23 protein-coding genes are annotated in these 21,823 nt (G+C 64.6%); 16 read left to right on the top strand and 7 right to left on the bottom strand.

What is annotated here, in order from left to right; genetic code table 11:
- The 7 genes from DKB74_RS11405 to DKB74_RS11375 all read left to right on the top strand — a co-directional run.
- Positions 1-142 (top strand): methionine adenosyltransferase domain-containing protein (locus DKB74_RS11405; RefSeq protein WP_161956851.1); only part of this gene is annotated, 142 nt, incomplete at its 5' end.
- A gap of 191 nt (positions 143-333) precedes the next feature.
- Positions 334-1,098 carry an EAL domain-containing protein gene (locus DKB74_RS11400; RefSeq protein WP_109808228.1) on the top strand — a complete coding sequence of 255 codons (765 nt, stop codon included), beginning with the start codon at positions 334-336 and terminating at the stop codon, positions 1,096-1,098.
- A 134-nt stretch (positions 1,099-1,232) separates the two neighbouring features.
- The gene (locus DKB74_RS11395) at positions 1,233-2,564 is read left to right on the top strand and encodes a TrkH family potassium uptake protein (RefSeq protein ID WP_109808227.1); all 1,332 of its coding nucleotides are present in this window, start codon (positions 1,233-1,235) and stop codon (positions 2,562-2,564) included.
- A gap of 254 nt (positions 2,565-2,818) precedes the next feature.
- Positions 2,819-3,673, top strand: coding sequence for an EAL domain-containing protein (locus DKB74_RS11390; RefSeq protein ID WP_109808226.1), 855 nt, complete (start codon positions 2,819-2,821; stop codon positions 3,671-3,673).
- A 91-nt stretch (positions 3,674-3,764) separates the two neighbouring features.
- A complete protein-coding gene (locus DKB74_RS11385) occupies positions 3,765-4,505 on the top strand; it encodes an EAL domain-containing protein (protein ID WP_239987478.1) in 741 nt (246 codons plus the stop codon).
- 66 nt (positions 4,506-4,571) lie between these two features.
- Positions 4,572-5,252, top strand: coding sequence for a tRNA (guanine(46)-N(7))-methyltransferase TrmB (gene trmB / locus DKB74_RS11380; protein ID WP_109808225.1), 681 nt, complete (start codon positions 4,572-4,574; stop codon positions 5,250-5,252).
- Between the two features lie 14 nt (positions 5,253-5,266).
- Complete coding sequence (locus DKB74_RS11375) at positions 5,267-5,575, top strand: GNAT family N-acetyltransferase (protein ID WP_109808224.1); 309 nt, start codon at positions 5,267-5,269, stop codon at positions 5,573-5,575.
- Positions 5,576-5,587: 12 nt separating this feature from the next.
- Here the strand turns inward: DKB74_RS11375 and DKB74_RS11370 are convergent, their stop codons facing one another.
- Together DKB74_RS11370 and DKB74_RS11365 are read right to left on the bottom strand one after the other, a co-directional pair.
- The gene (locus tag DKB74_RS11370; RefSeq protein WP_109808223.1) at positions 5,588-6,691 is read right to left on the bottom strand and encodes a GNAT family N-acetyltransferase; all 1,104 of its coding nucleotides are present in this window, start codon (positions 6,689-6,691) and stop codon (positions 5,588-5,590) included.
- A 52-nt stretch (positions 6,692-6,743) separates the two neighbouring features.
- Complete coding sequence (locus tag DKB74_RS11365; protein ID WP_161956850.1) at positions 6,744-7,121, bottom strand: SpoIIAA family protein; 378 nt, start codon at positions 7,119-7,121, stop codon at positions 6,744-6,746.
- Between the two features lie 51 nt (positions 7,122-7,172).
- On the opposite strand from DKB74_RS11365, the gene DKB74_RS11360 reads away from it, so the two are divergent.
- Positions 7,173-7,631 carry a DUF2721 domain-containing protein gene (locus DKB74_RS11360; protein WP_109808221.1) on the top strand — a complete coding sequence of 153 codons (459 nt, stop codon included), beginning with the start codon at positions 7,173-7,175 and terminating at the stop codon, positions 7,629-7,631.
- The gene (locus DKB74_RS11355; protein WP_109808220.1) at positions 7,628-8,020 is read left to right on the top strand and encodes a DUF4345 domain-containing protein; all 393 of its coding nucleotides are present in this window, start codon (positions 7,628-7,630) and stop codon (positions 8,018-8,020) included. Before DKB74_RS11360 ends, DKB74_RS11355 begins: the two co-directional genes overlap by 4 nt.
- A 50-nt stretch (positions 8,021-8,070) precedes the next feature.
- Here DKB74_RS11355 and DKB74_RS11350 read toward each other — a convergent pair whose 3' ends face one another.
- Positions 8,071-9,714, bottom strand: a complete 1,644-nt coding sequence (locus DKB74_RS11350; RefSeq protein WP_420822410.1) for an amidase — start codon at positions 9,712-9,714, stop codon at positions 8,071-8,073.
- A gap of 160 nt (positions 9,715-9,874) precedes the next feature.
- Between DKB74_RS11350 and DKB74_RS11345 the strand changes: the two genes are divergently transcribed.
- On the top strand, positions 9,875-12,184 hold the full coding sequence (locus DKB74_RS11345; protein WP_109808218.1) for a TonB-dependent receptor: 2,310 nt from the start codon (positions 9,875-9,877) through the stop codon (positions 12,182-12,184).
- 118 nt (positions 12,185-12,302) lie between these two features.
- Here the strand turns inward: DKB74_RS11345 and DKB74_RS11340 are convergent, their stop codons facing one another.
- Genes DKB74_RS11340 through DKB74_RS11330 form a run of 3 tightly spaced genes read right to left on the bottom strand, consistent with a single transcriptional unit; the run spans position 12,303 to position 15,692 of the window.
- Positions 12,303-13,727, bottom strand: coding sequence for an alpha/beta fold hydrolase (locus DKB74_RS11340; protein ID WP_109808217.1), 1,425 nt, complete (start codon positions 13,725-13,727; stop codon positions 12,303-12,305).
- A 40-nt stretch (positions 13,728-13,767) separates the two neighbouring features.
- The gene (locus DKB74_RS11335) at positions 13,768-15,231 is read right to left on the bottom strand and encodes a carotenoid oxygenase family protein (protein WP_109808216.1); all 1,464 of its coding nucleotides are present in this window, start codon (positions 15,229-15,231) and stop codon (positions 13,768-13,770) included.
- Between the two features lie 17 nt (positions 15,232-15,248).
- Positions 15,249-15,692 (bottom strand): DUF2141 domain-containing protein, encoded by a 444-nt coding sequence (locus DKB74_RS11330; RefSeq protein ID WP_109808215.1) that lies wholly within the window; start codon positions 15,690-15,692, stop codon positions 15,249-15,251.
- An 89-nt stretch (positions 15,693-15,781) separates the two neighbouring features.
- Here DKB74_RS11330 and DKB74_RS11325 point away from each other — a divergent pair, with 89 nt between their 5' ends.
- A complete protein-coding gene (locus DKB74_RS11325; RefSeq protein WP_205007870.1) occupies positions 15,782-16,600 on the top strand; it encodes a LytTR family DNA-binding domain-containing protein in 819 nt (272 codons plus the stop codon).
- Between the two features lie 460 nt (positions 16,601-17,060).
- A complete protein-coding gene (locus DKB74_RS11320; RefSeq protein WP_109808213.1) occupies positions 17,061-18,974 on the top strand; it encodes a ribonucleoside-diphosphate reductase subunit alpha in 1,914 nt (637 codons plus the stop codon).
- A 200-nt stretch (positions 18,975-19,174) separates the two neighbouring features.
- Here DKB74_RS11320 and DKB74_RS11315 read toward each other — a convergent pair whose 3' ends face one another.
- On the bottom strand, positions 19,175-19,432 hold the full coding sequence (locus DKB74_RS11315; RefSeq protein ID WP_109808212.1) for a DUF2171 domain-containing protein: 258 nt from the start codon (positions 19,430-19,432) through the stop codon (positions 19,175-19,177).
- 125 nt (positions 19,433-19,557) lie between these two features.
- Between DKB74_RS11315 and DKB74_RS11310 the strand changes: the two genes are divergently transcribed.
- The 4 genes from DKB74_RS11310 (at position 19,558) to DKB74_RS11295 (ending at position 21,815) form a co-directional block, all read left to right on the top strand.
- Positions 19,558-19,890, top strand: coding sequence for a hypothetical protein (locus DKB74_RS11310; protein ID WP_109808211.1), 333 nt, complete (start codon positions 19,558-19,560; stop codon positions 19,888-19,890).
- Between the two features lie 8 nt (positions 19,891-19,898).
- Positions 19,899-20,450, top strand: a complete 552-nt coding sequence (locus DKB74_RS11305; RefSeq protein WP_145960959.1) for a hypothetical protein — start codon at positions 19,899-19,901, stop codon at positions 20,448-20,450.
- A complete protein-coding gene (locus DKB74_RS11300; protein ID WP_109808209.1) occupies positions 20,447-20,671 on the top strand; it encodes a hypothetical protein in 225 nt (74 codons plus the stop codon). Before DKB74_RS11305 ends, DKB74_RS11300 begins: the two co-directional genes overlap by 4 nt.
- A 91-nt stretch (positions 20,672-20,762) precedes the next feature.
- Entirely contained in the window at positions 20,763-21,815 is a 1,053-nt protein-coding gene (locus tag DKB74_RS11295; RefSeq protein ID WP_109808208.1) for a ribonucleotide-diphosphate reductase subunit beta, read from the top strand.
- Positions 21,816-21,823 lie beyond the last annotated feature (8 nt).

The raw sequence follows: 21,823 nt of genomic DNA, 5'->3' as shown, positions 1-21,823 counted from the left end.
GATCCGCACGCATCTGGGCCTCAACAAGCCGATCTATGCCCGCACCGCCGCCTACGGCCATTTCGGCCGCACCGCCGAAGGCGACTATTTCCCATGGGAACGCACCGACCTCGTCGAGGATCTGAAGGCCGCGCTGGCCTGAACCTGCGTTCGCGCGACTATAGCAACGCCCTCGCAAGTCCTGCTTGCGGGGGCGTTTTATTTGGCAAGTCCTGCCGCATGTCGCGCAGGGTACGGCATTTTGTGCCCATCCGGGGAATCCCGCGCTGGCAACCCCGTTTGGGTTCGCGGATATTTCTCTCCAAAATAGAAATCATCTCGATGGAGAGAGATATGGCACCGCACCTTAAGACTGCGACACCCTATTCGACTGCGGACAGCTCATGGCGCGAGTTCGACATGGCGTTTCAGGCAGCGGTCAACACCAACACCATGCGCGTATTTGCCTATCAGGCGACCTTTCGCGGACCGGGCGGCGAAAAGCCGGCCGATTTCGCGCGGATGATCCCCGACGCCGAACGCCCGACCTTCGACCTCAAATGCCGGCTTGCCGCGATCAGTCAGGCGATCAAGGGCGGCATCATGGGAATGGACGTCCGACTCGCGACGCGCGTGCTGACCGATTTCATCGACAACCCCGTCGAGGACGCCGAACGGATGCAGCGCATCGTTCGGCGGCTCGAATTTCCCGCCGACAAGCTGGTGCTCGAATTTTCCGAACTCGACGATCTCGAGAGCGAAAAGATGACGACGCTGGTCCATGCCTATCAGCAGCGCGGCTTCACCGTGGCGTTCAACGATTTCGGATCGGCCAATGACGGGCTGTCGCTGCTCAACGGCTTCACTCCCGACACGATCAAGCTGCCCGCCGATCTGGTGCATCGGCTCGACCAGAGCTGGCTCAGCCGGATGGTGGTCGAAAATATCGTCGCGATCACCGAACAGAAGCGGATCAAGCTGATCGCCGAAGGCGTCGATTCCCGCGCCGAATTCGATCGCCTGCGCCAGCTGGGCGTTCCGCTGATGCGCGGCGATTATCTCGCCCCGGCACAGATCGGCATGTTGTCGCCCTTCGATCCCGACCAGATCGCCGCCTGAATCTCCGGCGCCGCCACGGCGCCGACACATGCGCCGCAAATATCCGAAAGGTGCGGCACGTCCATTTTTGACCCCTTGCGCGGGCACGGCAAAGGAGTAGAGGCGCCGCCACGCTCCTCCGGAGGCCTTGTCCGATGAAACGTGCGCTTGTCCGTCTGCGTCGCCGTCTTCTCGATCTTCATTCCGCCAAATTGCTGGTCGCCGGCTATGCGGCCTATATGATGATCGGCTGGCTATTGCTGTGCCTGCCCTTTTCCCAATCGGCGCCGGTCAGCGCGCTCGACAATCTGTTCACCGCCGTCTCTGCGGTTTCGACGACGGGGCTCGTCACCATCGATCCGGGATCGCACTATAGCTGGTTCGGCCAGCTGGTCGTCGTCGCGCTGATTCAGGCCGGCGGCCTTGGCTATATGACACTGATCAGCTTCGTCATCCTGACCGCCGTCAATCCGCGATCGCGCCTGTCGCTCAAGGTCTCGCGATCGGCCTTCGCGCTGCCGCACGGCTATGAAGTGCGCGATTTTCTCCGGCGGATCGTGATCTATGCGCTGGCGGTCGAGGCGCTGGGCGCGCTGATCCTCTATTTCCTGCTGCTCGGGCGCGGAGTCGAAGCGCCGGCATGGAGCGCGATCTTCCACACGGTCTCCGCCTTTTGCACCGCCGGGTTCAGCCTCAATCCCAATAGTTTCGAATCGTTCGTCGGCGACACGCCGATATCGCTGACGCTTGCCGGGCTGAGCTATGCCGGCGGGATCGGCTTCCTCGTGGTCGATGACGGCTGGCGCGTGCTGACGCGCAAAAGCCCGCGTCTGGGCTTTACCAGCCGGGTGATCCTGCGCCTGACCGGCATTCTTGCGGTAGCAGGCACCTTGCTGTTGCTGCTCGTCACTGTCTGGCCGGCTGACATGCCGCCATGGGAACGCCTGCTCGCCGCCTTTTTCCAGGCGATGACCGCGCAGACCACAGTCGGTTTCAACACCCTGCCGATCGGCACCCTGGCGCTGCCCGCGATCATGGTCATTTATCTGCTGATGATTTTCGGCGCGTCGCCTGCAGGCACCGGCGGCGGCCTCAAGATCACGACGCTCGCCGTGCTGATCGGCATCGTCCGTTCGGTGTCGCGCGAGCGCCAGACCGTCACCTTCATGCGCCGCACGATACCCGAACAGGTTCGCACCACTGCGATCGCCGCCTGTGCGCTCTATGTCCTCATTCTCGGCAGTGCGCTGTTCCTGCTTTCGCTCACCGAAACGATCGGTTTCGAACAATTGCTGTTCGAGTCGCTGTCGGCGCTGGGCACGGTCGGTCTGTCGATGGGTGCGACCGGATCGCTGAGCGAACTGGGCAAGATCATTGTCATCTTCCTGATGTTCGTCGGGCGCGTCGGATTCGTCACGCTGGGCATTGCTGCGGCGGGGCGCGACGAGTCGGGAGCAGGCGATTCGGACGAAGTGTTCGTCGTCTGACGATCGATTCCGATCCACAACAAGGCTTTGTCTGCGGGGGTGGCGGAACGCCCCCTGCGCCCGCCCTTCGACACTCGCGAAATCGCTGCCCGGCGCGACTCGCGCGAATGCGCGGCTTGCGCGATTTCGACGCACGCGCCCCCATCCTCCGCCCCTGTGAATCTCCGTATGCGGAAGAATCCAATGGGAGTCCGCCCGTAGTTCACGAACACCCCGGTTAACCATTACCAAAAGGTTACCAGGAGGATGTCACCATGTTCGTTTACGAGACTTCGGAACCTGAAATCACCACGGCCTTCGCATTCCAGCCGATCATCGATGCGGATAGTGCGCAGCCGACTGCCTATCGCCTTGTCCTGCGTGGTGGGGCCGACAGCGGCGCGATCCAATATGCGCCGATGATCGAAGCCGCGATCGGCGCGGCGGCAGCCGCCGGTATCGGCGAGCGTCGCGCGCAATTGCTGCTGCCGCTGGGGACACAGGGCGACATGCCCGAACAATTGCTGCAATCGCTCGTCCGTGCCGCGATGCGCCACCGGATCGCGCTGTCGTCGCTGATCGTGTCGGTAAGCGCCGGCGAATATGGCGACACCGAAGCGGCGGCGCGCCTGATCGCCGCCAGCGAGCGCCGGGGACTCGCCATCGCGCTGCACGATTTCGCCGCCGCGCCTGCCGGCATTCAGCTGCTCGCCCGCGTCTCGCCGCGCTTCCTGCGCATCGACGCGACGCTGGTCCGCGCGATCGACGCCAGCAGCGCGCGCCGCCAGATTCTGGAAAGCGTGATGCGGCTGGCCCGCCGGGCCGGAGCCGATGTGATCGCGCCGGGCATTCAGTCGCCCGCCGAACTCGCCGCGCTGCACGGCATCGGCATCCGCCAGGTCGAAGGCGACTGGATCGCTCCGGCAACCGCCCGGCTGGCAATGCCGCATCTGTGCGACGAACCCGCGCTGGGACTGGGCCGTGCGATCGAACCGCGCCGCGCCAATGCCGCCGTCGCGCGTCGCGAAATCGGCAGCGCGCACCGCCGGCTCCAGCATCACCATCGCGCGAGCGGCCGCCCCGCGCCGACCGCCGAGGGCCCGGTGCAGCTGATGCCGCTCCCCGCATGACCCCGCGAAATCGGCACGATTGCGCGCAATCGAGTCCCTTTGTGCGAATCCATCTATGATTAATGAGGATTGAAACTGGAGGAGTGTGACTGTGCAGGCCTTGCCCATCTGCACCGAGGCGAAAGAGGCGACGTTCGATCTCGCCATGGCGTTTCAGCCGATCGTCGACGTCAACGGCGGCGGCATCTTCTCCTATGAGGCACTGGTGCGCGGTCCCCAGGGCGAAAGCGCGGGCGAGATCATTGCCACCGTCCTGCCCGATCAGCGCCGCGCATTCGATCGCGAATGCCGGCTTACGGCGATCCGCGCGGCGGTGGCCGCCGGGATCGGCAAGACCAGCGCGCGGCTGACCATCAACTTCATTCCCGACACGATGATCGACCCGCTGGCCGAAGCCGAAGCCGCACTGGAAACCGCACGCGAATGCGGACTTCAGCCCGAACGGCTGATCTTCGAATTCAGCGGCCATGACCGGCTCGATACGCTGCACATGGCCGATACCATCGCCGCCTATCGCAAGATGGGGATGATGACGTCGTTCGACGATTTCGATGCCCAGGATCAGGGGCTGTGCCTGCTCGGCCGCTTCACGCCCGATCTGGTCAAGCTCAACCCCGAACTGATCCGCAATCTTTCGAGCAGCTGGTCGCGCCGCCTGGTCGTTGAAAAGGTCGTCGCCATCGCGCAACGGCTGGGCGTGCGGCTGGTCGCCGAAGGCGTCGAGACCGCCAGCGATTCACAAAAGCTGCGCGCGCTCGGCGTCCGCTATCAACAAGGCTATTATATCGCCCGGCCTGCAGTCGGCCGATTGCCCCGACCGTTCGCCGGCTGACCCCGATACCCCGGTTCGGCGCGCTGCGGCTTCCCCGGCGGGAAATCCCGCGCTAACAGGCGCGCCGTGTCCGATCCCACTACCATCCGCCGTCTCTACGGCCGCCGTCAGGGCCATAAATTGCGCGCAGGCCAGTCCGCGCTGGTCGAAGAATTGCTGCCGCAAGTGAGCGTGCCCGCCGAAGGGCCGCTCGATGCCAGGCTGCTGTTCGGCGATGCGCGCCCTCTCGAATTCGAAATCGGCTTCGGCGCGGGCGAACATCTCGCCGGACAGGCGGCGGCGCGGCCCGATCACGGCTTTATCGGCTGCGAACCGTTTCTGAACGGCGTCGTCGGCGCGCTCGGCCATATCCGCGACGGCGACCTGGCCAATGTCCGCATCCATATGGGCGACGCGCTGGAAGTGCTCGAACGCTTTCCCGATGCGAGCATGGAGCGCATCTATCTGCTCCATCCCGACCCCTGGCGGAAGGCGCGGCACGCCAAAAGGCGGATGATGAACCACGGCCCGCTCGACATCATCGCGGCAAAGCTCAAGCCCGGTTGCGAATTTCGCCTCGGCACCGACGATCCGACCTATTGCCGCTGGTCGATGATGGTGATGAACCAGCGCCGCGATTTTGCATGGCAGGCGCAAAGCGCGCAGGACTTTCTCACGCGTCCCGACGACTGGCCCGAAACCCGCTATGAGCGCAAGGCACGTCGCAAGGGACATGAAGTCTGGTATTTCCGCTATCTGCGGGTCTGAATTGGGAGATCGCCATGGATGTCGTGCGCAACGAAGCCGAAAACCGCTTCGAAATCGATCTGGGGGATGCCACGGCGATTTCGGAATATACTGTCTCGGGCGACCGGATCCGCTTTACCCATACGCTGGTCCCGCCGCAGCATGAGGGGCAGGGAATCGGATCGAAGCTGATTCGCGCCAGCCTCGATTACGCACGCGAAGCGGGGCTGAAGGTGATCCCGGTCTGCCCCTTCTATGTCAGCTATTTCGAGCGTCATCCCGAAGCGCAGGATCTGCTCGACCCCGGCTATGCGAAGCGGCACCCGGATAAGTTCGGGGAATAACCACTCCGTCGCTCAGCTGCCCGCTACCCGATTCCCGCTGCGCCGCCACAGCCCGCGCGCGAGTTTCGCCGCCATTCCCGGCAGCCCCGGCCGTACGAACAGCCAGTCGCGGATCATCGGGCCGCCATCGGCGCCGATCGTCCGCTTATACCCGCTGTCACCCGCGCCCCAGTCGACGCGCGTGATCCCGTCGTCCAGCGCGCGGACCAGATTTCGATAATAAAGCAGCTTGCCCGGCGAATGTTTGCCGAATTGCGGATCATAGCTGTTGGCGATGGCATATTTCAGATCGCCGGCATTGAGGTCGAAGGAAAAGGCCGCCGGTTCGCCGTCGACGCTCAGCATCGCCGCCCACATCATCTTTGCCAGTACCGGATCGGCCGCCGCGGCGCGCCAGAAGGCGCCATGGCCCGTACGCGTGAATTTCGCATCGCTGCCATCGGTACGGTCGGCGATCCAGCTCTTCTGCTCGATCGCCGCCAGCGCATCGAACTGCGCCTCGCTCCAGTCCTCGCCCGACACGAATCGCCAGTCGGCTTCGCCATGTTCGCGCAGATGCTTTTCGTGGAACCGGTTCTTGCGCAGCGTCGAATTGCGCGGCCAGGTACCTTCGGCGCGGAGCGCGCCCATGTCGAGCAGGAAGCTTTGCGCGATGGTGCGGTCGATCGCCGTCCACCCCCGGCTGGCCGCCGCCGCGCGCAGCATCTCCAGCGCCGGATCGCCGTCATAGACAGGGCCGATCCGCAACGCATTCACGTCGCGCGCCAGCCGGTCGAGCAGCAATTCGCCGCATTCCGCCCCGGCATCCTCGCGCACCGGAAAGCTGCGGAACGGCCAATAGCATCCCGGCACGCTCGCCAGCTTCGCCCAGCCGGGCCCGGTGGCGATATAGGGAAGCGCGACGACCGGATCGCCTTCGCGAGTCAGCGTGATCGTCCGCGCCTGTCCGCCATAGGCGGCAAGCGCCGCGGCGAACCAGCCATAGCGCAGGAAACGATGCGTCGGCGCGGCGCCCTCGGCGACGCGATCGATCTGTACGGACAATCCCTCCACCGCGTCCAGCATCAGCGCCGGGGGCAGCTTGGGGAATTCGGATAGCGGCATGGCCCTGGTCATGGCGCCATTGCCTAACGCAAACCGGTTACCAACGCGTGAGGGTTTTTCCGGCCTATGCCGGTTCGTCCGCCGGCGTGCCGCGCACCCAATCGCGCGCCTCCTCGATTTCCTCGAGCCGGAACGCCCGGATCTCGGCAGGCATCAGCGCGCCGACCGCGCGCGAAACCGGGCCGATCCAGCCATGATCGGTCACTACCGCCGCGCGGGCGAATTCGTTGAGATGGCTGAAGCCCCAGGTCACGTCCTTCCACCACAGCGACGGCGCCATGCCGGTAAAGCTCTTGATGACTTCGACGACGCTCACCCGGCCGTGGCGCGTGATCTGTTCCTCGAGCGCGGCGATCACGGCTTCATATTCGGACGCGCCGATTTCACCGTCCACGGTGAATTCGATCACGCCCGCATCGGCGTCCTTGTCGAATGTCAGCAACGCTCCATCCTCCGCTTGCGGCTGTGGCAGTTTCAGTCATAACGAGCGGAGATGGAAAGTTTTCCGCATCTTTCTACGGTCGCCCAAACGATCCAGACGGCGATCGCGCCGGTGTTCCTGCTCGCCGGGATCGGCGGCATCCTGAACGTCATGGTCGGGCGGCTGGCGCGGATCGTCGATCGCGCGCGCGCGATCGAACAGCTCCATCCCAGCTCGACCGGACCGGAGCATGACCGCCATGTCTGGGAACTGCGCCTGATCAACCGGCGCATCGCCGTGATCAACCGCGCGATTTTCCTGTGCGTGTGCAGCGCGCTCGCCATCTGCCTGGTCGTCGCGCTGATGTTCGTTTCGGAAATCATCGATCTGCATATCGGGCTGGTCGTCGCGGTCGCGTTCATCACCTCGATGCTGCTGCTCGTCGCCGGGCTCGTCTGTTTTCTGGTCGAAGTCCAGATGTCGCTCGCCGCGATCACGATCCGCAAGGAGCTGCTGGAGGACGGCGCATGAGCCGCGCGGCCGAGCGCCGGTTGTTCCAGGCCGTGCTGTGTATCGCGGTGCTGGTGCCGCTGATCATCGGCGGCATCGGCGTGCTGCGCGGGGCCGGCTGGCTGGTGCAGGGACCGGTGCCGACCGATCTCGACAGCCATTTCCGCTATCTTTCGGGCATTTTCCTCGCCGCCGGCCTCGCCTTTGCCAGCTGCATCCCGGGGATCGAGCGCAAGAGCGGGCGCTTCCGCCTGCTCGGCGCGCTGGTGGTCGCCGGCGGTCTTGCCCGGCTGGTCTCCGCGCTCAGCGTCGGCATGCCTTCGACCGGCCACGCCGCCGGGCTGGTCATGGAACTGGGCGTCATGCCGCTGCTGATGCTGTGGCAGGCGCGGATCGCCCGCCGCAGCTAGGTCGTGAACCCATAAACGGCACCGCCGAGGCGCCGGAATGGGTTCACGACCTAGGGCGCCGATACCGGTTGCGCCACCCCGTCGATAGCCGCGCCCGCGTCGACGGTCGGCTTATATTCCGGCACCACCCGCGCCTTGCTCTGCTGTTCATAGGCATAGCCCGCTTCAAGCAGCGTCGCTTCGCTATAGGCCGTCCCGATAAAGCTCAGCCCCACCGGCAGCCCGTCGACCAGCCCCATCGGCACAGTCAGGTGCGGATAGCCCGAAACGGCGGGCAGGCCGCTCGCCGAAGGGCCGCTGAACTGATCGCCATGGACCGGATCGCTCAGCCACGGCATGCCATAGGTAGGCGACACCAGGATCTGCGCACCCGCCTGCGCCAGCATCACATCGATCCCTTCCGGCCCCGCCATGCGCTGCGACCGTTCGCACGCGGCGCGATATTCCGGATCGTCCAGCCCGCGCGTATCGGCGGCCATGTGGAAAATCTCCTGCGCGAAATAGGGCATTTCGGCGTCGGCATGCGCTTCGTTGAACGCGATCAGATCGGCCAGCGTCCGTGTCCGCACCGTCGAAGGCGTGGTCGCCAGATAGGCGTCAAGATCGGCCTTCAGCTCGACCAGCAGGACCTGAAATTCATCCTCGTCCAGATCGGGATGATCCGGCGGCGTGACATCGACCAGCACTGCCCCCGCCGTCACCAGCTGCTGCAAGGCTTCGTCGTATCGCGCCGCCAGATCGGCGGGCATTTCGGGGCGCAGCACGCCGATCCGCACGCCCTGCAACGCGCGTGGCGACAGGTTCGCGGCATAATCGGCTTTGTGGCTATCCGCATCCGCCGTCGCGGCATCGGCGGGGTCGGTGCCGATCATCGCCGAAAACAGTATCGCGACATCGCGCACGCTGCGCCCCATCGGCCCGGCGGTATCCTGGCTATGGCTGATCGGCACGATATGGGTGCGGCTGACCAGCCCGACCGTCGGCTTCAGCCCGACAATGCCGTTCATCGACGACGGACAGACCACCGATCCGTCGGTTTCGGTGCCGACCGCGACCGCCGACAGGCTCGCCGCGACTGCGGCGCCCGATCCGCTCGACGATCCACAGCTCGTCCGGTCGAGCGCATAGGGGTTGCGCACCAGCCCGCCGACCGCGCTCCACCCGCTCATCGAACTTGTTGAACGGATATTGGCCCATTCGGACAAATTGGTCTTGCCCAGCACCACCGCGCCCGCATCGCGCAGATGCGCGACCACCGGCGCGTCGCGATAGGTCATGTTGTCGGCAAGCGCGAGGCTGCCCGCCGTGGTCGGCAAGTCGCGCGTTTCGATATTGTCCTTCACCAGCACCGGAATGCCATGCAGCGGCCCGCGCACGCGGCCCATCGCGCGTTCCTCGTCCAGCAGCCGCGCCTGCGCGATCGCGTCGGGGCTGATCGCGATCACCGATCGCAAGGTCGGCCCTTGCCGATCGATTTGCGCGATCCGCGCGATATAGGCGCGGGTGATCGCTTCGCTGGTCAGCGTGCCGGCTTCCATCGCCGCCTGCAGATCGCCGACCGACATTTCGACGATATCGACCTGCGCGACCGGATCGGCAGGGGCCGCAACCGGCGGAGCGGCGTCCTGTGCCCCGGTCGGAACATCCTGTGGCGCACCGATCGTCAGCGCCAGCAGCGGCAAGAGTTTCAGCATCGCCATTTCCCCGTGTCCAATTTGTCACGAGGCTAGGCAGAAACGGGGTTCTCCACAACCATGATGCACTGCAACAGCAATTGCCGCGAAATTGTCACGGAAGCTTAGCGATGCCGAAACATGTCCGGCCCATGGGCCCGCCATAGCAAGGGGACCGCACATGAAGAATATCGCCATTCGTTCCGTCACGGCAGCATTGCTGATCGGCACCGCGCCCGCCGCATGGGCACAAACCAGCACTCAGGATTCCTCGACCTCCAATCCCGACGAAATCATCGTCACCGCGCAAAAGGAAGAGCAGCGGCTGATCGACGTGCCCGTCACCGTGTCGGCGGTTACCGGCGAACGGATGCGCGATCTGGGCGTGTCGGACCTCGATGAGCTGTCCAACTATATCCCCGGCCTCAACATCCAGGAACAGAGCGCCAACAATCCCGGCATCGTCATTCGCGGCATCACGTCGGACAGCGGATCGGCGCAACAGGCGGCGCGCGTCACGCTCTATTATAATGGCGTCGACATTTCGCGTTCGCGCGGCTCGTACCAGTCGATTTACGACGTCGACCGGATCGAAGTGATCAAGGGCCCGCAGGCGACTCTGTTCGGCACCGCTTCGACGATCGGCGCGATCAGCATCATTTCGGCGCGTCCCAAACCGGGCGTGTCGGCAGAGCTGACCGGCGGCCTCGGCAACTATGATGCCCGCCTGCTCGGCGGCCATATCAATATCGGCAACGACGTGATCGCCGGCCGCATCGCCGGCGAATGGAAAAAGCGCGACGGCTATGTCCACAATCTGTCGGACCGTCAGGGCGACCTCTATGCGCAGGATCAGTTCGGGCTGCGCGGCTCGCTGCGCTTCACGCCGACCGACGCACTGACGATCGACCTGATCGGCACCTATGACCAGCAGCGCAACAGCGGCACCCCGTTCATCTCGGGCAATTTCCCGACTTCGGCAGGCCCGGCGAACCCGTTCGGCGATGCCAATCTGTCGGGCGCTCCGGCGGGTATCTCGGCGGCGGTTCTGGGCAACGACAAGCTTGGCCTGCGCCGCGAAGTCTATGACGTCAATCTGACCGCCAGCTATGATTTCGCCGATGGCTGGAACTTCACCACGGTCAACGGCTATCGCAAGTTCGACAGCCAGGAAGTGTTCGATGCCGATGGCTCGGCGGCCTGGTATCTCGAATTCGAGGAAGATTCGCAGGGCTGGCAGGTCAATCACGAATCGCGCTTCGCCTATGAAGACGCGCATGTCCGCGCGTCGTTCGGCTGGAATTTCTTCCACGAAGACAATTTTCAGCGCGTGCCCTTTTCGACCGAAGAAGGCACCTATCTCGCCTGTTCGGTGGCTTCGATCCGGCAATCGCTCGGCCTGAACTGCATCAATCCCGACGGCAGTGTCGGCGCGGCGGGGGCGACCACCCTGCTCACCGGCGGACTGGCCACGGCGATCCCGTACAGCTCGGTCTTCCAGAATCTGGGCGTCAACGACAGCTATTCGGTGTTCGGCGATGTGCGCTGGAATCTGACGCCGAAGCTCGAAGTGACCGGCGGCGTCCGCGTGCTGATCGAACAGCGCAAGTCGGGCTATTATTCGGTCGCACCGAACAGCGTGCTGAGCGGCGGACCGCTGATCCCGGGCCAGGCGTCGACCAACGGCACCTTGTGGTCACAGGACAGCTTCTCGGCGGTGCTGCCGCGCGCCAATGCGCTCTATCGCTTCTCCGATACGGTCAACGCCTATGTCACTGTGTCGAAGGGCCGCCGCTCGCCAAGCGTCAATCAGAATGCGGCTTCGTCGAGCGTCGTTCCCGAAGAAACCGTCTGGAACTATGAAGCCGGTATCAAGGGCAGCGCGGGCATGTTCTCGGGCTCGCTCGCCGTCTATTATCAGGATTATTCGAACTTCCAGGTCTCGCGGATCATCACCGATCCCAACGATCCCTCGGGCCAGCCGGTGGGTTCGACAGTCACCGAAAGCGCAGGGTCGGCAAGCAATCTGGGCGTCGAAGGCGAAATGCAGGTCCGCCCGGCATCCTGGCTCAGCCTCTTCGCCAATGGCGCATGGATCGACGGCGGCATCGACGACAGGGCATCGAACGGCGTCTATGCCGGTTCCCGCTTCCGGCTTCAGCCCGAATGGCAGGCGTCGGGCGGCTTCACCATCAATGCGCCGATCGGCAGCGCCCGGTTCTTCGCGACGCCGACTGTCACCTATCGCAGCCGCATCTATTTCGAAACGCCCAACACCCAGCTGATCAGCCAGGGTCCGGTGACGCTCGTCAATCTGCGCGCGGGCGTCAGCTTCGCCGACGATCGCTTCGAAATCGCAGGCTATGTCCGCAACCTGACCGACAAGGATTATCTGCTCGACGCAGGCAATACCGGCGGCGCGTTCGGCTATCCGACCTTCATCCCGGCCGAACCGCGTTTCTATGGCGGCCAGGTCACGGTCCGCTACTAAGCATCCCTCGTCGGCAGCGACCGCGCCGGTCGCTGCCGCGCAACCCGCGCGCCGATCCGCCCCGATCGGCGCGCCAAAGCGACGGCCCGCTTCCCCTGCCGGAAGCGGGCCGTCGCCTTCACTGGCCGACCGGCAGCGTGATCCGCTCCACCGTTACCGGCTCGCCCGCGATGAACGGAGCGATCACCCCGCGAATTTCCGGCGAACCGAAAATGTCGAACTGGTGCGCGGCGTTTTCGACCACCACCAGATGTCCGTTGGGCAAGGTCTCGATCAGCGCCTCGCCATTTTCGATCGGCGTACGCATGTCGAGATCGCCGACCAGGATCAGCACCGGCACGTCGCTGTGGATCGGCGCGCGCTCCGCCGCCGGCTCGGGCGTCACGCCCCATGCATCCGCCAGCGCGCGGTCGGGAAAGTTGATTGCATTGCCCAGAATCGAATCGGGCGCCTGCGCATCGATCGCGGCGGCGCGTTCGGCGCTGGCGCCCGCGGCAATGTCGGTGATCTGGCTCATCGCATACCAGGTCGACATATTCTGCCGCACCCGCATCGCGCTCCACGCCATCTGCGAAAAATCGCCTGCCTCCATCGCGCGATATTGCCGCGCCAGCGTGATCAGCCCCTCACGCCCCGATGGCTGCGAATAGGACAGATATTGCAAGTCGAACGCGCCGAGCGTCACGTCCTGCTCGACGCCGCTGGCGAGCATCACCGGCACCGTCACCGGCGCCTCGCGCAACCGCCCGATCACCCGGCGCATCCGGTCGGGCAGGTCCGGGTCGCCGATCGCCGCGCCGATCCGGGCGATCGCCGCATCGACATGGTCGGGCAGCTTCCAGCTATCGTCCGGCCCCTCCGGCCCGATCAGCACGACCCGGTTCACCCGGTCGCCATGATGGCGCAGCACCGACAGCGCGAGATGGCTGCCATAGCTGCTGCCGAACAGGTTCATCCGCGCATAGCCAAGCCCGCTGCGGATCATGTCGATATCGTCCGCCGCCTCGCGCGTTGCGAACATTTCCGGGCGAATGCCCTGCGCGCGCATTTCCGCCGCTGCCGCGCGTATCTGTGGTGCGATGATCGGCAGCCACGCCGCGGGCGATCCCGGTACGTCGAGCGGCAGGTCATAAGGCGCGGGGAAATAAGGCGCGGGCGTCGACGCGCCCGTCCCGCGCTGGTCCATCCCGATCACATCGCCGCCGAACATGTCGAACAGCGCGTCGTCGCCGTTGCGCACGATCGATTCGGCAATGCCGATCCCCGATCCGCCGGGCCCGCCCGCCAGCACGAAGGTCGCGGTCTCGCTTGGCTGTACCGCGCGGCTGATCCGGACAAAGGCGACCTTCACCGGCGCGTCGCCCGGCCGTTCGTCGCCGCGCACCGCCGGAACCATGATCGTACCGCGCGTGACGAACAGCGTGACACCCGCGCGATTGGTCACCTGATCGGCGCGGACGATTTCCATCTGCGCCGATGCCGGCAGGGCGTGGCAGGTCAGCGCTCCGGCCAGTATCGCGGCCGCCCGGCCCAGCTTGCGCATTCCGCTCTCCCCACCCTCTTTTGGGGAGCAGCGCCGCGAGTCAGCCCGCAGCGAACGTCCCGTGAAACGTCACCGGCAATGCCGCATCGCCGCGCCAGCTTGCCACCGGCCCGGCCGCGACGTCGCGTGCATCGAGAACATGCAGTTCGGTGGCGCGCGCCGCAAGGTTCAGTGTCGTTCCGACCAGCCAGCCATCGCCTTCCTCGCTGCCGCGCGGGACATAGAGAAATTCCTCGACCAGATGATCGGCGCCGAAATCATGTTCGGCATTGCTCTGCCGCGCCCAGTCATAGACGCCGACCGACCGCGCGAACGGGCAGCCATGGCCATACAGCCCGGTATGCACCGTCAGCGATCGCTTCAGCCCCGAACGGCTGCGGTCATTCTGCGGAAACTCCGCCGCGACGCCGGTCGATTCAAGGCTCGCACTGCCATCGGGGCGCAACGTGATCGCCGACAGCATCGGCAACGGTGTCGCCACCCGGCGGCCCAGCAGCAATTCGCGCGCTTCGTCGATGACGAATTTGGGTTCGGGCGTGGTGCAGATGCCGAACCGGATCGTGCCGTCCGCCTCTTCCCATGCATCGTCCATGTGAAATGCGAAGAATGCCGGCACTTCAAAGATGCGCCGCTGCGTCGGATCATTCTTGTCGATCACCAATATCTGCGTGCCCGTCTCCGGCAGCCATTCCAGCCCCTGGATGATCGGATTGGCATTGCGCGCCAGCACCCAGGGCTGCAGCACGATCACCAGATGCCGCGCGGTCGCCGTGAAATCATGGATATAGCTGGCGCGCGGCAATTCGATCAGCTGCGTGTCGGCCAGCGCGCCGCCGGGCGCCAGCTTCCAAAGGATCGCGCGCTTGCCCGCCAGCCCCAGATTCCACACCGTCCCGTCGGGCTCGACGCGCGGATGGGCAAGGAAGGGCATATGCGCCAGATCGCTGCGATAGGTCTTCAGCCCGCGCGTCTCGAGCGCGTCGGGGTCCATCCGATAGGGCGACCCGGCTTCCCACAGCGCGAGCAGCTCGCCGCCCGAAACCAGCACGCTGGTATTGGCGGCATTCGCACTGTCCGGGCTGGTCATCACTGCGCCTTCGCGCACCGGCGTGCCGAAACCGGGCAGCAGCATCGCATTCGCCGCTGCCTCCTGCCGCCGCTTTTCGGTGTCGACGAAGCGCGCCGCCATCCGCGCCTCGCCACCGTCGATCGCATAGCGGCGGACCATGCCGTCGCCATCGAACCAATGCGTCGCCGACCCGCCGGGGCGGCGAAACTTGGCCGGACCGTTGCGATACAGCACGCCCTTCAGCCCGTCGGGCGCGCGGCCCGCGACCAGCCGCATCGCATGCGGCGCGACATCGGTATCGATATCGGCGGCGCCGAGCGTCCAGTCGGCCGGGACCATCGCGGCATAGAGTTTTTCGGGCGGCAGGATCGCTGCCCCGGCAAGCACCCCGGCGCCCGCCAGGCCCGATCCCAGAAAATTGCGACGGCTGAGCATCTGATCGTCTCCCCGGTTCAGCGCAGCGTGATATTCTGGGCAACCGGCGCGTCGCCGATCGCGAAGGCCGCCGCATCGAAGCTCGGCGGACCGCCTGCCCCCATCGCATCGTTGGAAAATCCGAACGGCTCGGTCGGCATGCCGAACGGATTGGTCCCGAACTTCATGTCGCCATCGACATCCTGAAAGGCGCGTACGGCATAGGTGCCCGGCGCCAGCCCGGCGACCACGACATCGGCGCCACCGGTTTTGGCATCGATCATGGCGACCCGCACCGGCGCCCCGCCATTCCACCCCTCGGCGTCATAGATCGCGACCATGATCCGACCCTGCGCCTGTTCGATACCATCGAAATGGATGGTCAGCGTGGCGGCCCCCTGCGCCATGGCGGGGGCGGCGGCGATCGGCGCGATCAGCGGCAGCGGGGCGATCAGCGCGGCGGCAAGCAGCGAGCGAAGCATCGGAAAATCTCCTCTTTGGGTTCGACGCCCAGGCCATGTCGCGGCTATGCTGATGCCGTCATCCCGATTTGCGCGAACGGAGGGGGCGAATGCGTGAAGAACAGCGATCCGCCACTGGCGCTTCGCGAATGGCGGTGGGACCAAATGGCAGTCCCGGGCAGAGCCATATACGCGGCATAACCGTCGCGACGATTGCGGCGGTGCTGATGACGATCACCGGCGCGCTGGGCACCGATGATGTGCCGCTGCTGCCGCGGCTCGGCTATTGGCTGGTGCTGATGCTTTCGGGCGCGCTGATCGGCATCGGCGTGACCAGCGCGATCACCAGCTGGGGCCGGTTGGCGCCGCGACCGATTGTCGAAGGCACGCTGGTCAGCATCCTGATCGCGGCGCCGCTGACGCTGCTGGTGATGGGAACCTCGCTGGTCTTTTTCGGCCAGACGGTGGGGACGCCGCTCGGCATTGCGCGACTGTTCGGATTGGTGCTGGTCGTGACCGGCGCAATCACCGCCGTCAATTATGCCACGGCGCGTTCCGCTGCCCAGCCCGATCCCGATCCCGATACCCCCCCGCCGATTCCGGCGCGCCCGCGCCTGGCCGAACGCCTGCCCCCGCATCTGCGCGATGCGGCGATCCACGCGGTCGCGGCCGAGGATCATTATCTGCGCGTCCATACCGCAGCCGGGTCAGACCTCATCCTGCTGCGCCTTTCCGACGCAGTCAGCGAGCTTGACGGTATCGAGGGTGCCCGCACCCATCGCAGCTGGTGGGTCGCGCGCGACGCGATCCAATCGGTCGAACGCGGCGACGGCCGTGCCGAACTGACGTTGCCGGGCGGGATCGTCGCCCCGGTCAGCCGCTCCTATTATCCCGCGCTGCGCGATGCGGGATGGCTGTCCTCAGCTTAAAGTGATTCGTCCACAGGCCGGTAAAGATGTTGCCGACCCGTAATGACAGGGGTGTGACACAACAGATTGTGGGTGCCGGTGCCGATCCACACCTTTTTTTGTTGTTCACACCCTGTTCCCTTGCATTCCGCGAACGCCAGCTAAGTCCGCGCGTCGCGCCCCGTGGCGGCCCCCTCGCATGCCGTGAACCGAGTCATTTTAGCGGTGAATCGAGTCAGTCGTTAACCATTTAGCATCTTGCGTCCATCGCCGTTCGGGCACAATCTGTTGTGGTTGCGTTGAGGGGCAAGCTCAAGCACTGGTAGGCCACTGGCCGCGACCCTATCTCGCGGAATATGCCTGTTCGTGCCTGCGCCGGGCCGTGTGATCACTTTTTGTTCTCGCGTCCCGACATTCCGGTGGTACGATCCGCCCTTGCCCCTTTGAGTCGCATCAAATGTGAACCTTCAGGGGGTGCGTAATGGAATTCAGGGAAACGGAATCGAACGTGAGCGACACCGAAACTGAAACCGCCGTTGCACCTGCGGCGAAGCAGGCCAAGGCGAAGAAGAGCCGAAGCGATTCGACGTCCGTCGATCCGCGCCCCTTCCCGGTCGAGGTCGATCATTCGCGCGACGCATTGCTCACCGAATTCGGCAAGGAAACGCTGAAGGACCGCTATCTGCTGCCCGGCGAATCCTATCAGGATCTGTTCGTGCGCGTCGCATCGGCCTATGCCGACGATGCCGAACACGCCCAGCGCCTTTATGACTATATCTCGCGCCTGTGGTTCATGCCGGCGACGCCCGTGCTGTCGAACGGCGGCACCGGGCGCGGCCTGCCGATCAGTTGCTATCTGAACTCGGTTCCCGACAGCCTCGACGGCATTGTGAAGACGTGGAACGAAAATGTCTGGCTCGCCTCGCGCGGCGGCGGCATCGGCACCTATTGGGGCACGGTGCGCGGCATCGGCGAACCGGTCGGCCTGAATGGCAAGACCAGCGGCATCATTCCGTTCGTCCGCGTGATGGACAGCCTGACGCTCGCCATTTCGCAGGGCTCGCTGCGGCGCGGCTCGGCGGCCTGCTATCTCGACATCAGCCATCCGGAGATCGAGGAGTTCCTCGAAATCCGTAAACCCTCGGGCGACTTCAACCGCAAGGCGCTCAATCTGCACCATGGCGTGCTGATCCCCGATGCGTTCATGGAAGCGGTGCGCGACGGCGCCGACTGGGAACTCAAATCGCCCAAGGACGGCAGCGTCCGTTCGACCGTCAATGCCCGCGCGCTGTTCCAGAAACTGGTCGAGACCCGCCTTGCCACCGGCGAGCCGTACATCGTCTTTTCCGACCATGTGAACGACAATATGCCCAGGCATCATCGCGAGCTGGGGCTGAAGGTTTCGACGTCGAACCTGTGCAGCGAAATCACGCTGCCGACCGGGTATGACCATCTCGGCAATGATCGCACCGCGGTCTGCTGCCTGTCGTCGCTCAACCTCGAAACCTGGGACCAGTGGAGCAAGGACAAGCGCTTCATCGAGGATGTGATGCGCTTCCTCGACAATGTCCTGACCGATTATATCGAGCGTGCGCCCGAAGAAATGGCGCGTGCCAAATATTCGGCGATGCGCGAACGCTCGGTCGGCCTGGGCGTCATGGGCTTCCACTCCTTCCTTCAGGCGCGCGGCCTGCCGTTCGAAGGGCCGATGGCCAAGAGCTGGAACCGCAACATCTTCAAACATGTCAATGCGGCAGTGAACGAAGCGTCGATGCAGCTCGCGGTCGAACGCGGCCCCTGCCCCGACGCCGCCGATGTCGGCGTGATGGAGCGTTTCAGCTGCAAGATGGCGATCGCGCCGACCGCGTCGATCAGCATCATCTGCGGCGGCACCAGCGCCTGCATCGAACCGATCCCGGCGAATATCTATACCCACAAGACGCTGTCGGGCAGCTTCTCGGTCCGCAATCCGTTCCTGGAAAAGCTGCTGATCGAAAAGTCCAAGAATTCGGACGCGGTGTGGAATTCGATCCTCGAAAAGGGCGGGTCGGTCCAGCATCTCGATTTCCTCAGCCCCGAGGAAAAGGATTGCTTCAAGACCAGCTTCGAGATCGATCAGCGCTGGATTCTCGAACTGGCCGGCGATCGCGCGCCGTTCATCGATCAGGCGCAGTCGCTCAACCTGTTCATCCCGGCGGATGTCGAGAAATGGGATCTGCTGATGCTCCATTTCCGCGCATGGGAACTGGGCATCAAGTCGCTCTATTATCTCCGCTCGAAATCGGTGCAGCGCGCCGGCTTTGCAGGCGGTGTAGAGGCGGACAACACGCCCGAACTCGCCAAGTTCGATCTGGGCGAAACCACCGATTACGACGAGTGTCTCGCCTGTCAGTGAAGGGTTCAGCCGTCGCCCCTGCGCAGGCAGGGGTCCATGACTTTCGCCGCACCGGATTTCGCCTGCGGCTCCAGCAATAGGCCCCTGCCTGCGCAGGGCGACGTGGAATGATGAAGGTGCGCAATATAGCGAAGCCCCGTAACGACTACCGCCCCTGCACGCGCAGGGCGACCGTCGTTACAGGAGCTACGCGCCGCGCCTCAGCTCTCGGTCGTGGTTTCGAACATTTCCGCCGCGACCGCGGCATTGGCGGACAGGCGCACCGTATCGCCTTCGATATCGGCGATCAGGCCGGTGGGGATATAGTGATGCTTGGCGCCTTCGCCTTCCCGGGTCTGCGGGCTGTCGGTTTTGGTCAGCTTGATGCGGTGTCCGTCGCAATGGTCGACAGTGCCCAGATGGACGCCGTCGGCGCCGATCACGTTCATATGTTCGCGGATCTGCGAAAGGTCGGTCATGACATGTCCTTTTCTGTGTCTTTGGGGGTGACCGGTTCAACGCGCGGATGCCGCAACGGCTCCGTCGCGCGGCGCGTCTTTTGCCGCGCAGATACGTCGCTTCCGCAACGATCGGGGATTTCCGCATGATCCGCACCCGCGCATTCGCCGCCATCGCCGTGCTGAGCCTGGTTTCCGCCTGCGCGCATCAGGTTCCCAGTGCCGTCGAACCGGGCAGCCCGGGGCTGCTTGCCGGCCTGTGGCACGGCTTCATCTTTCCGGTGGCGTGGATCTTCTCGCTCTTCGTGCCCGATATCGCGGTCTATGCCGTGCCCAATAACGGCGGCTGGTATGATTTCGGCTTTTTCGTCGGGATCATGTTCTTCGGCGTCGGATCGCATCGCGGCACGAAAGTCGTCTATCGCACCCGCGTGGTCGAACGCCCGGCACGGCGCGGCAGAGTGATCGACAACGAATGAGCGCGTCGATGATCCTAGGCATCCCCAGCGATATCTTCTGGGCGGGACTGGCGGGGCTGATTGCGATCATGATCGTCGTCGCCGGGCCGCTGCACGCGCGCCATCGCGCCGCACGCATCGCCGCGCTGCGCGGGGGTGCGGCCGAGCGTTATTTCCAGGAGCGCCGCTCGCTTGAGGCATATAGCAGCGATCTTGAAACCCATTGGACGCCAAAGCTGATCCGCACTGCACTGGTCACCGGGCTGTTTGTCAGTGGCTGGACTTTGCTTGGCTGGGACCTACCCGACCCGCTGTTGCCGCTCGCCACTCTCGCCCTCGCGGGGTTCGGTTTTGCTGCCGCGCTGCGCAATGCGTGGCGCATCTGGCGCGATGCTCAGCCCGATCCGCGCCATGTCGTCATCTCGCCCGCGCATCATAACGTCGCCGCCCGCACCGAAGGCCGCACTCTGCTCGCCCGCATCGCCGGAGTCGTCGCAATAGGCGCGCTTACGCTGGCCCTCGCATCCTTCTCCATGCGCGACCTGCCCGATTCCATCGCCTATCTGAAGGCATTGCTGTGACCCGCGGCCTGCTCATCGCCGACGGCATCGCCGCCGTCCTTGCCGCCACCGGCCTCGCCCTGCTGGTAAGGCCCGCCGTCGCGCGGCGCCTGCTGCGCGTGCGCGACAGCGCGGAAGCGACCTATGCGCTGCGCATTGCCGGGGCGATGTTGTTCGCCGCCGCATTGTTCTGCGCGGGCTTTGCCAATATGTTCGCCATCGCCAGCGCAGGCGCCGCATGACCGTGCGCCCCGCCCCCCACTTCACGCATTCGCCGTTCGGGGCCCCGCGCCCCGCCGCCCCTTTCGCTACATTCGTCCAGGAGTAACCCCCATGTCCCTTCTCGAAGCCCGCAAGACCTACAAGCCCTTCGAATATCCCTGGGCCTATGAATATTGGAAGCGCCAGCAACAGGTGCACTGGATGCCCGAGGAAGTGCCGCTGGGCGAGGATTGCCGCGACTGGGCGCAGAAGCTGTCCGATCACGAACGCAATTTGCTGACGCAGATCTTCCGCTTCTTCACGCAGGCCGATGTCGAGGTGCAGGATTGCTACCACGAAAAATATGGCCGCGTGTTCAAACCGACCGAAGTCAAGATGATGCTCGCCGCGTTCAGCAACATGGAGACGATCCATATCGCGGCGTACAGCCATCTGCTCGATACGATCGGCATGCCCGAAAGCGAATATGGCATGTTCCTCGAATATAGCGAGATGAAGGACAAGCACGATTATCTGCAGAAGTTCGGCGTCGACACCGATGAGGATATCGCCAAGACGCTCGCGATGTTCGGCGGCTTTACCGAGGGGCTTCAGCTCTTCGCCAGCTTCGCGATGCTGATGAACTTCCCGCGCTTCAACAAGATGAAGGGCATGGGCCAGATCGTCAGCTGGAGCGTACGCGACGAAAGCCTGCATTGCGAAGGCATCACCACGCTGTTCCACGCATTCTGCAAGGAACGCGACTGCCTCACCAAAACGGTCAAGGACGACATCATGGACGTGTGCCAGACGACGGTCCGTCTGGAGGACGCGTTCATCGACCTGGCGTTCGAACAGGGCCCGGTGCCCGGCATGACGCCCAAGGAAATCAAGAAGTATATCCGCTACATCGCCGACTGGCGTCTGGGCCAGCTGGGGCTCAAGCCGATCTACATGATCGACGAACACCCGCTGCCCTGGCTCACCCCGCTGCTCAACGGTGTCGAACACGCCAATTTCTTCGAAACCCGCGCGACCGAATATTCCAAGGGCGCAACCCGCGGCCAGTGGAACGACGTCTGGGACAGCTTCGACAAGCGCCAAAAGGCCAAGGCGGAAAAGCCGGCGAATGAGGATGAAGCCGGCGCGGAGCTGTTCCCGAATGGCGGGGTGGCGGCAGAGTAGGCGGCGAA

Origin of the sequence: Stakelama portus, assembly GCF_003171655.1 — a bacterium.
Lineage (GTDB): Bacteria > Pseudomonadota > Alphaproteobacteria > Sphingomonadales > Sphingomonadaceae > Sphingomonas > Sphingomonas portus.
This window is presented reverse-complemented; position numbering and strand designations above follow the sequence as displayed.

Coding starts and splice junctions, on each gene's coding strand:
- DKB74_RS11350 (WP_420822410.1), bottom strand. CDS start 9,714: ATGCTGAAACTCTTGCCGCTGCTGGCGCTGACGATCGGTGCGCCACAG.
- DKB74_RS11330 (WP_109808215.1), bottom strand. CDS start 15,692: ATGCTTCGCTCGCTGCTTGCCGCCGCGCTGATCGCCCCGCTGCCGCTG.
- DKB74_RS11305 (WP_145960959.1), top strand. CDS start 19,899: ATGATCCTAGGCATCCCCAGCGATATCTTCTGGGCGGGACTGGCGGGG.
- DKB74_RS11320 (WP_109808213.1), top strand. CDS start 17,061: ATGGAATTCAGGGAAACGGAATCGAACGTGAGCGACACCGAAACTGAA.
- DKB74_RS11360 (WP_109808221.1), top strand. CDS start 7,173: ATGGAAAGTTTTCCGCATCTTTCTACGGTCGCCCAAACGATCCAGACG.
- DKB74_RS11315 (WP_109808212.1), bottom strand. CDS start 19,432: ATGACCGACCTTTCGCAGATCCGCGAACATATGAACGTGATCGGCGCC.
- DKB74_RS11375 (WP_109808224.1), top strand. CDS start 5,267: ATGGATGTCGTGCGCAACGAAGCCGAAAACCGCTTCGAAATCGATCTG.
- DKB74_RS11370 (WP_109808223.1), bottom strand. CDS start 6,691: ATGACCAGGGCCATGCCGCTATCCGAATTCCCCAAGCTGCCCCCGGCG.
- DKB74_RS11390 (WP_109808226.1), top strand. CDS start 2,819: ATGTTCGTTTACGAGACTTCGGAACCTGAAATCACCACGGCCTTCGCA.
- DKB74_RS11335 (WP_109808216.1), bottom strand. CDS start 15,231: ATGCTCAGCCGTCGCAATTTTCTGGGATCGGGCCTGGCGGGCGCCGGG.
- DKB74_RS11340 (WP_109808217.1), bottom strand. CDS start 13,727: ATGCGCAAGCTGGGCCGGGCGGCCGCGATACTGGCCGGAGCGCTGACC.
- DKB74_RS11395 (WP_109808227.1), top strand. CDS start 1,233: ATGAAACGTGCGCTTGTCCGTCTGCGTCGCCGTCTTCTCGATCTTCAT.
- DKB74_RS11400 (WP_109808228.1), top strand. CDS start 334: ATGGCACCGCACCTTAAGACTGCGACACCCTATTCGACTGCGGACAGC.
- DKB74_RS11325 (WP_205007870.1), top strand. CDS start 15,782: ATGCGTGAAGAACAGCGATCCGCCACTGGCGCTTCGCGAATGGCGGTG.
- DKB74_RS11345 (WP_109808218.1), top strand. CDS start 9,875: ATGAAGAATATCGCCATTCGTTCCGTCACGGCAGCATTGCTGATCGGC.
- DKB74_RS11295 (WP_109808208.1), top strand. CDS start 20,763: ATGTCCCTTCTCGAAGCCCGCAAGACCTACAAGCCCTTCGAATATCCC.
- DKB74_RS11310 (WP_109808211.1), top strand. CDS start 19,558: ATGATCCGCACCCGCGCATTCGCCGCCATCGCCGTGCTGAGCCTGGTT.
- DKB74_RS11355 (WP_109808220.1), top strand. CDS start 7,628: ATGAGCCGCGCGGCCGAGCGCCGGTTGTTCCAGGCCGTGCTGTGTATC.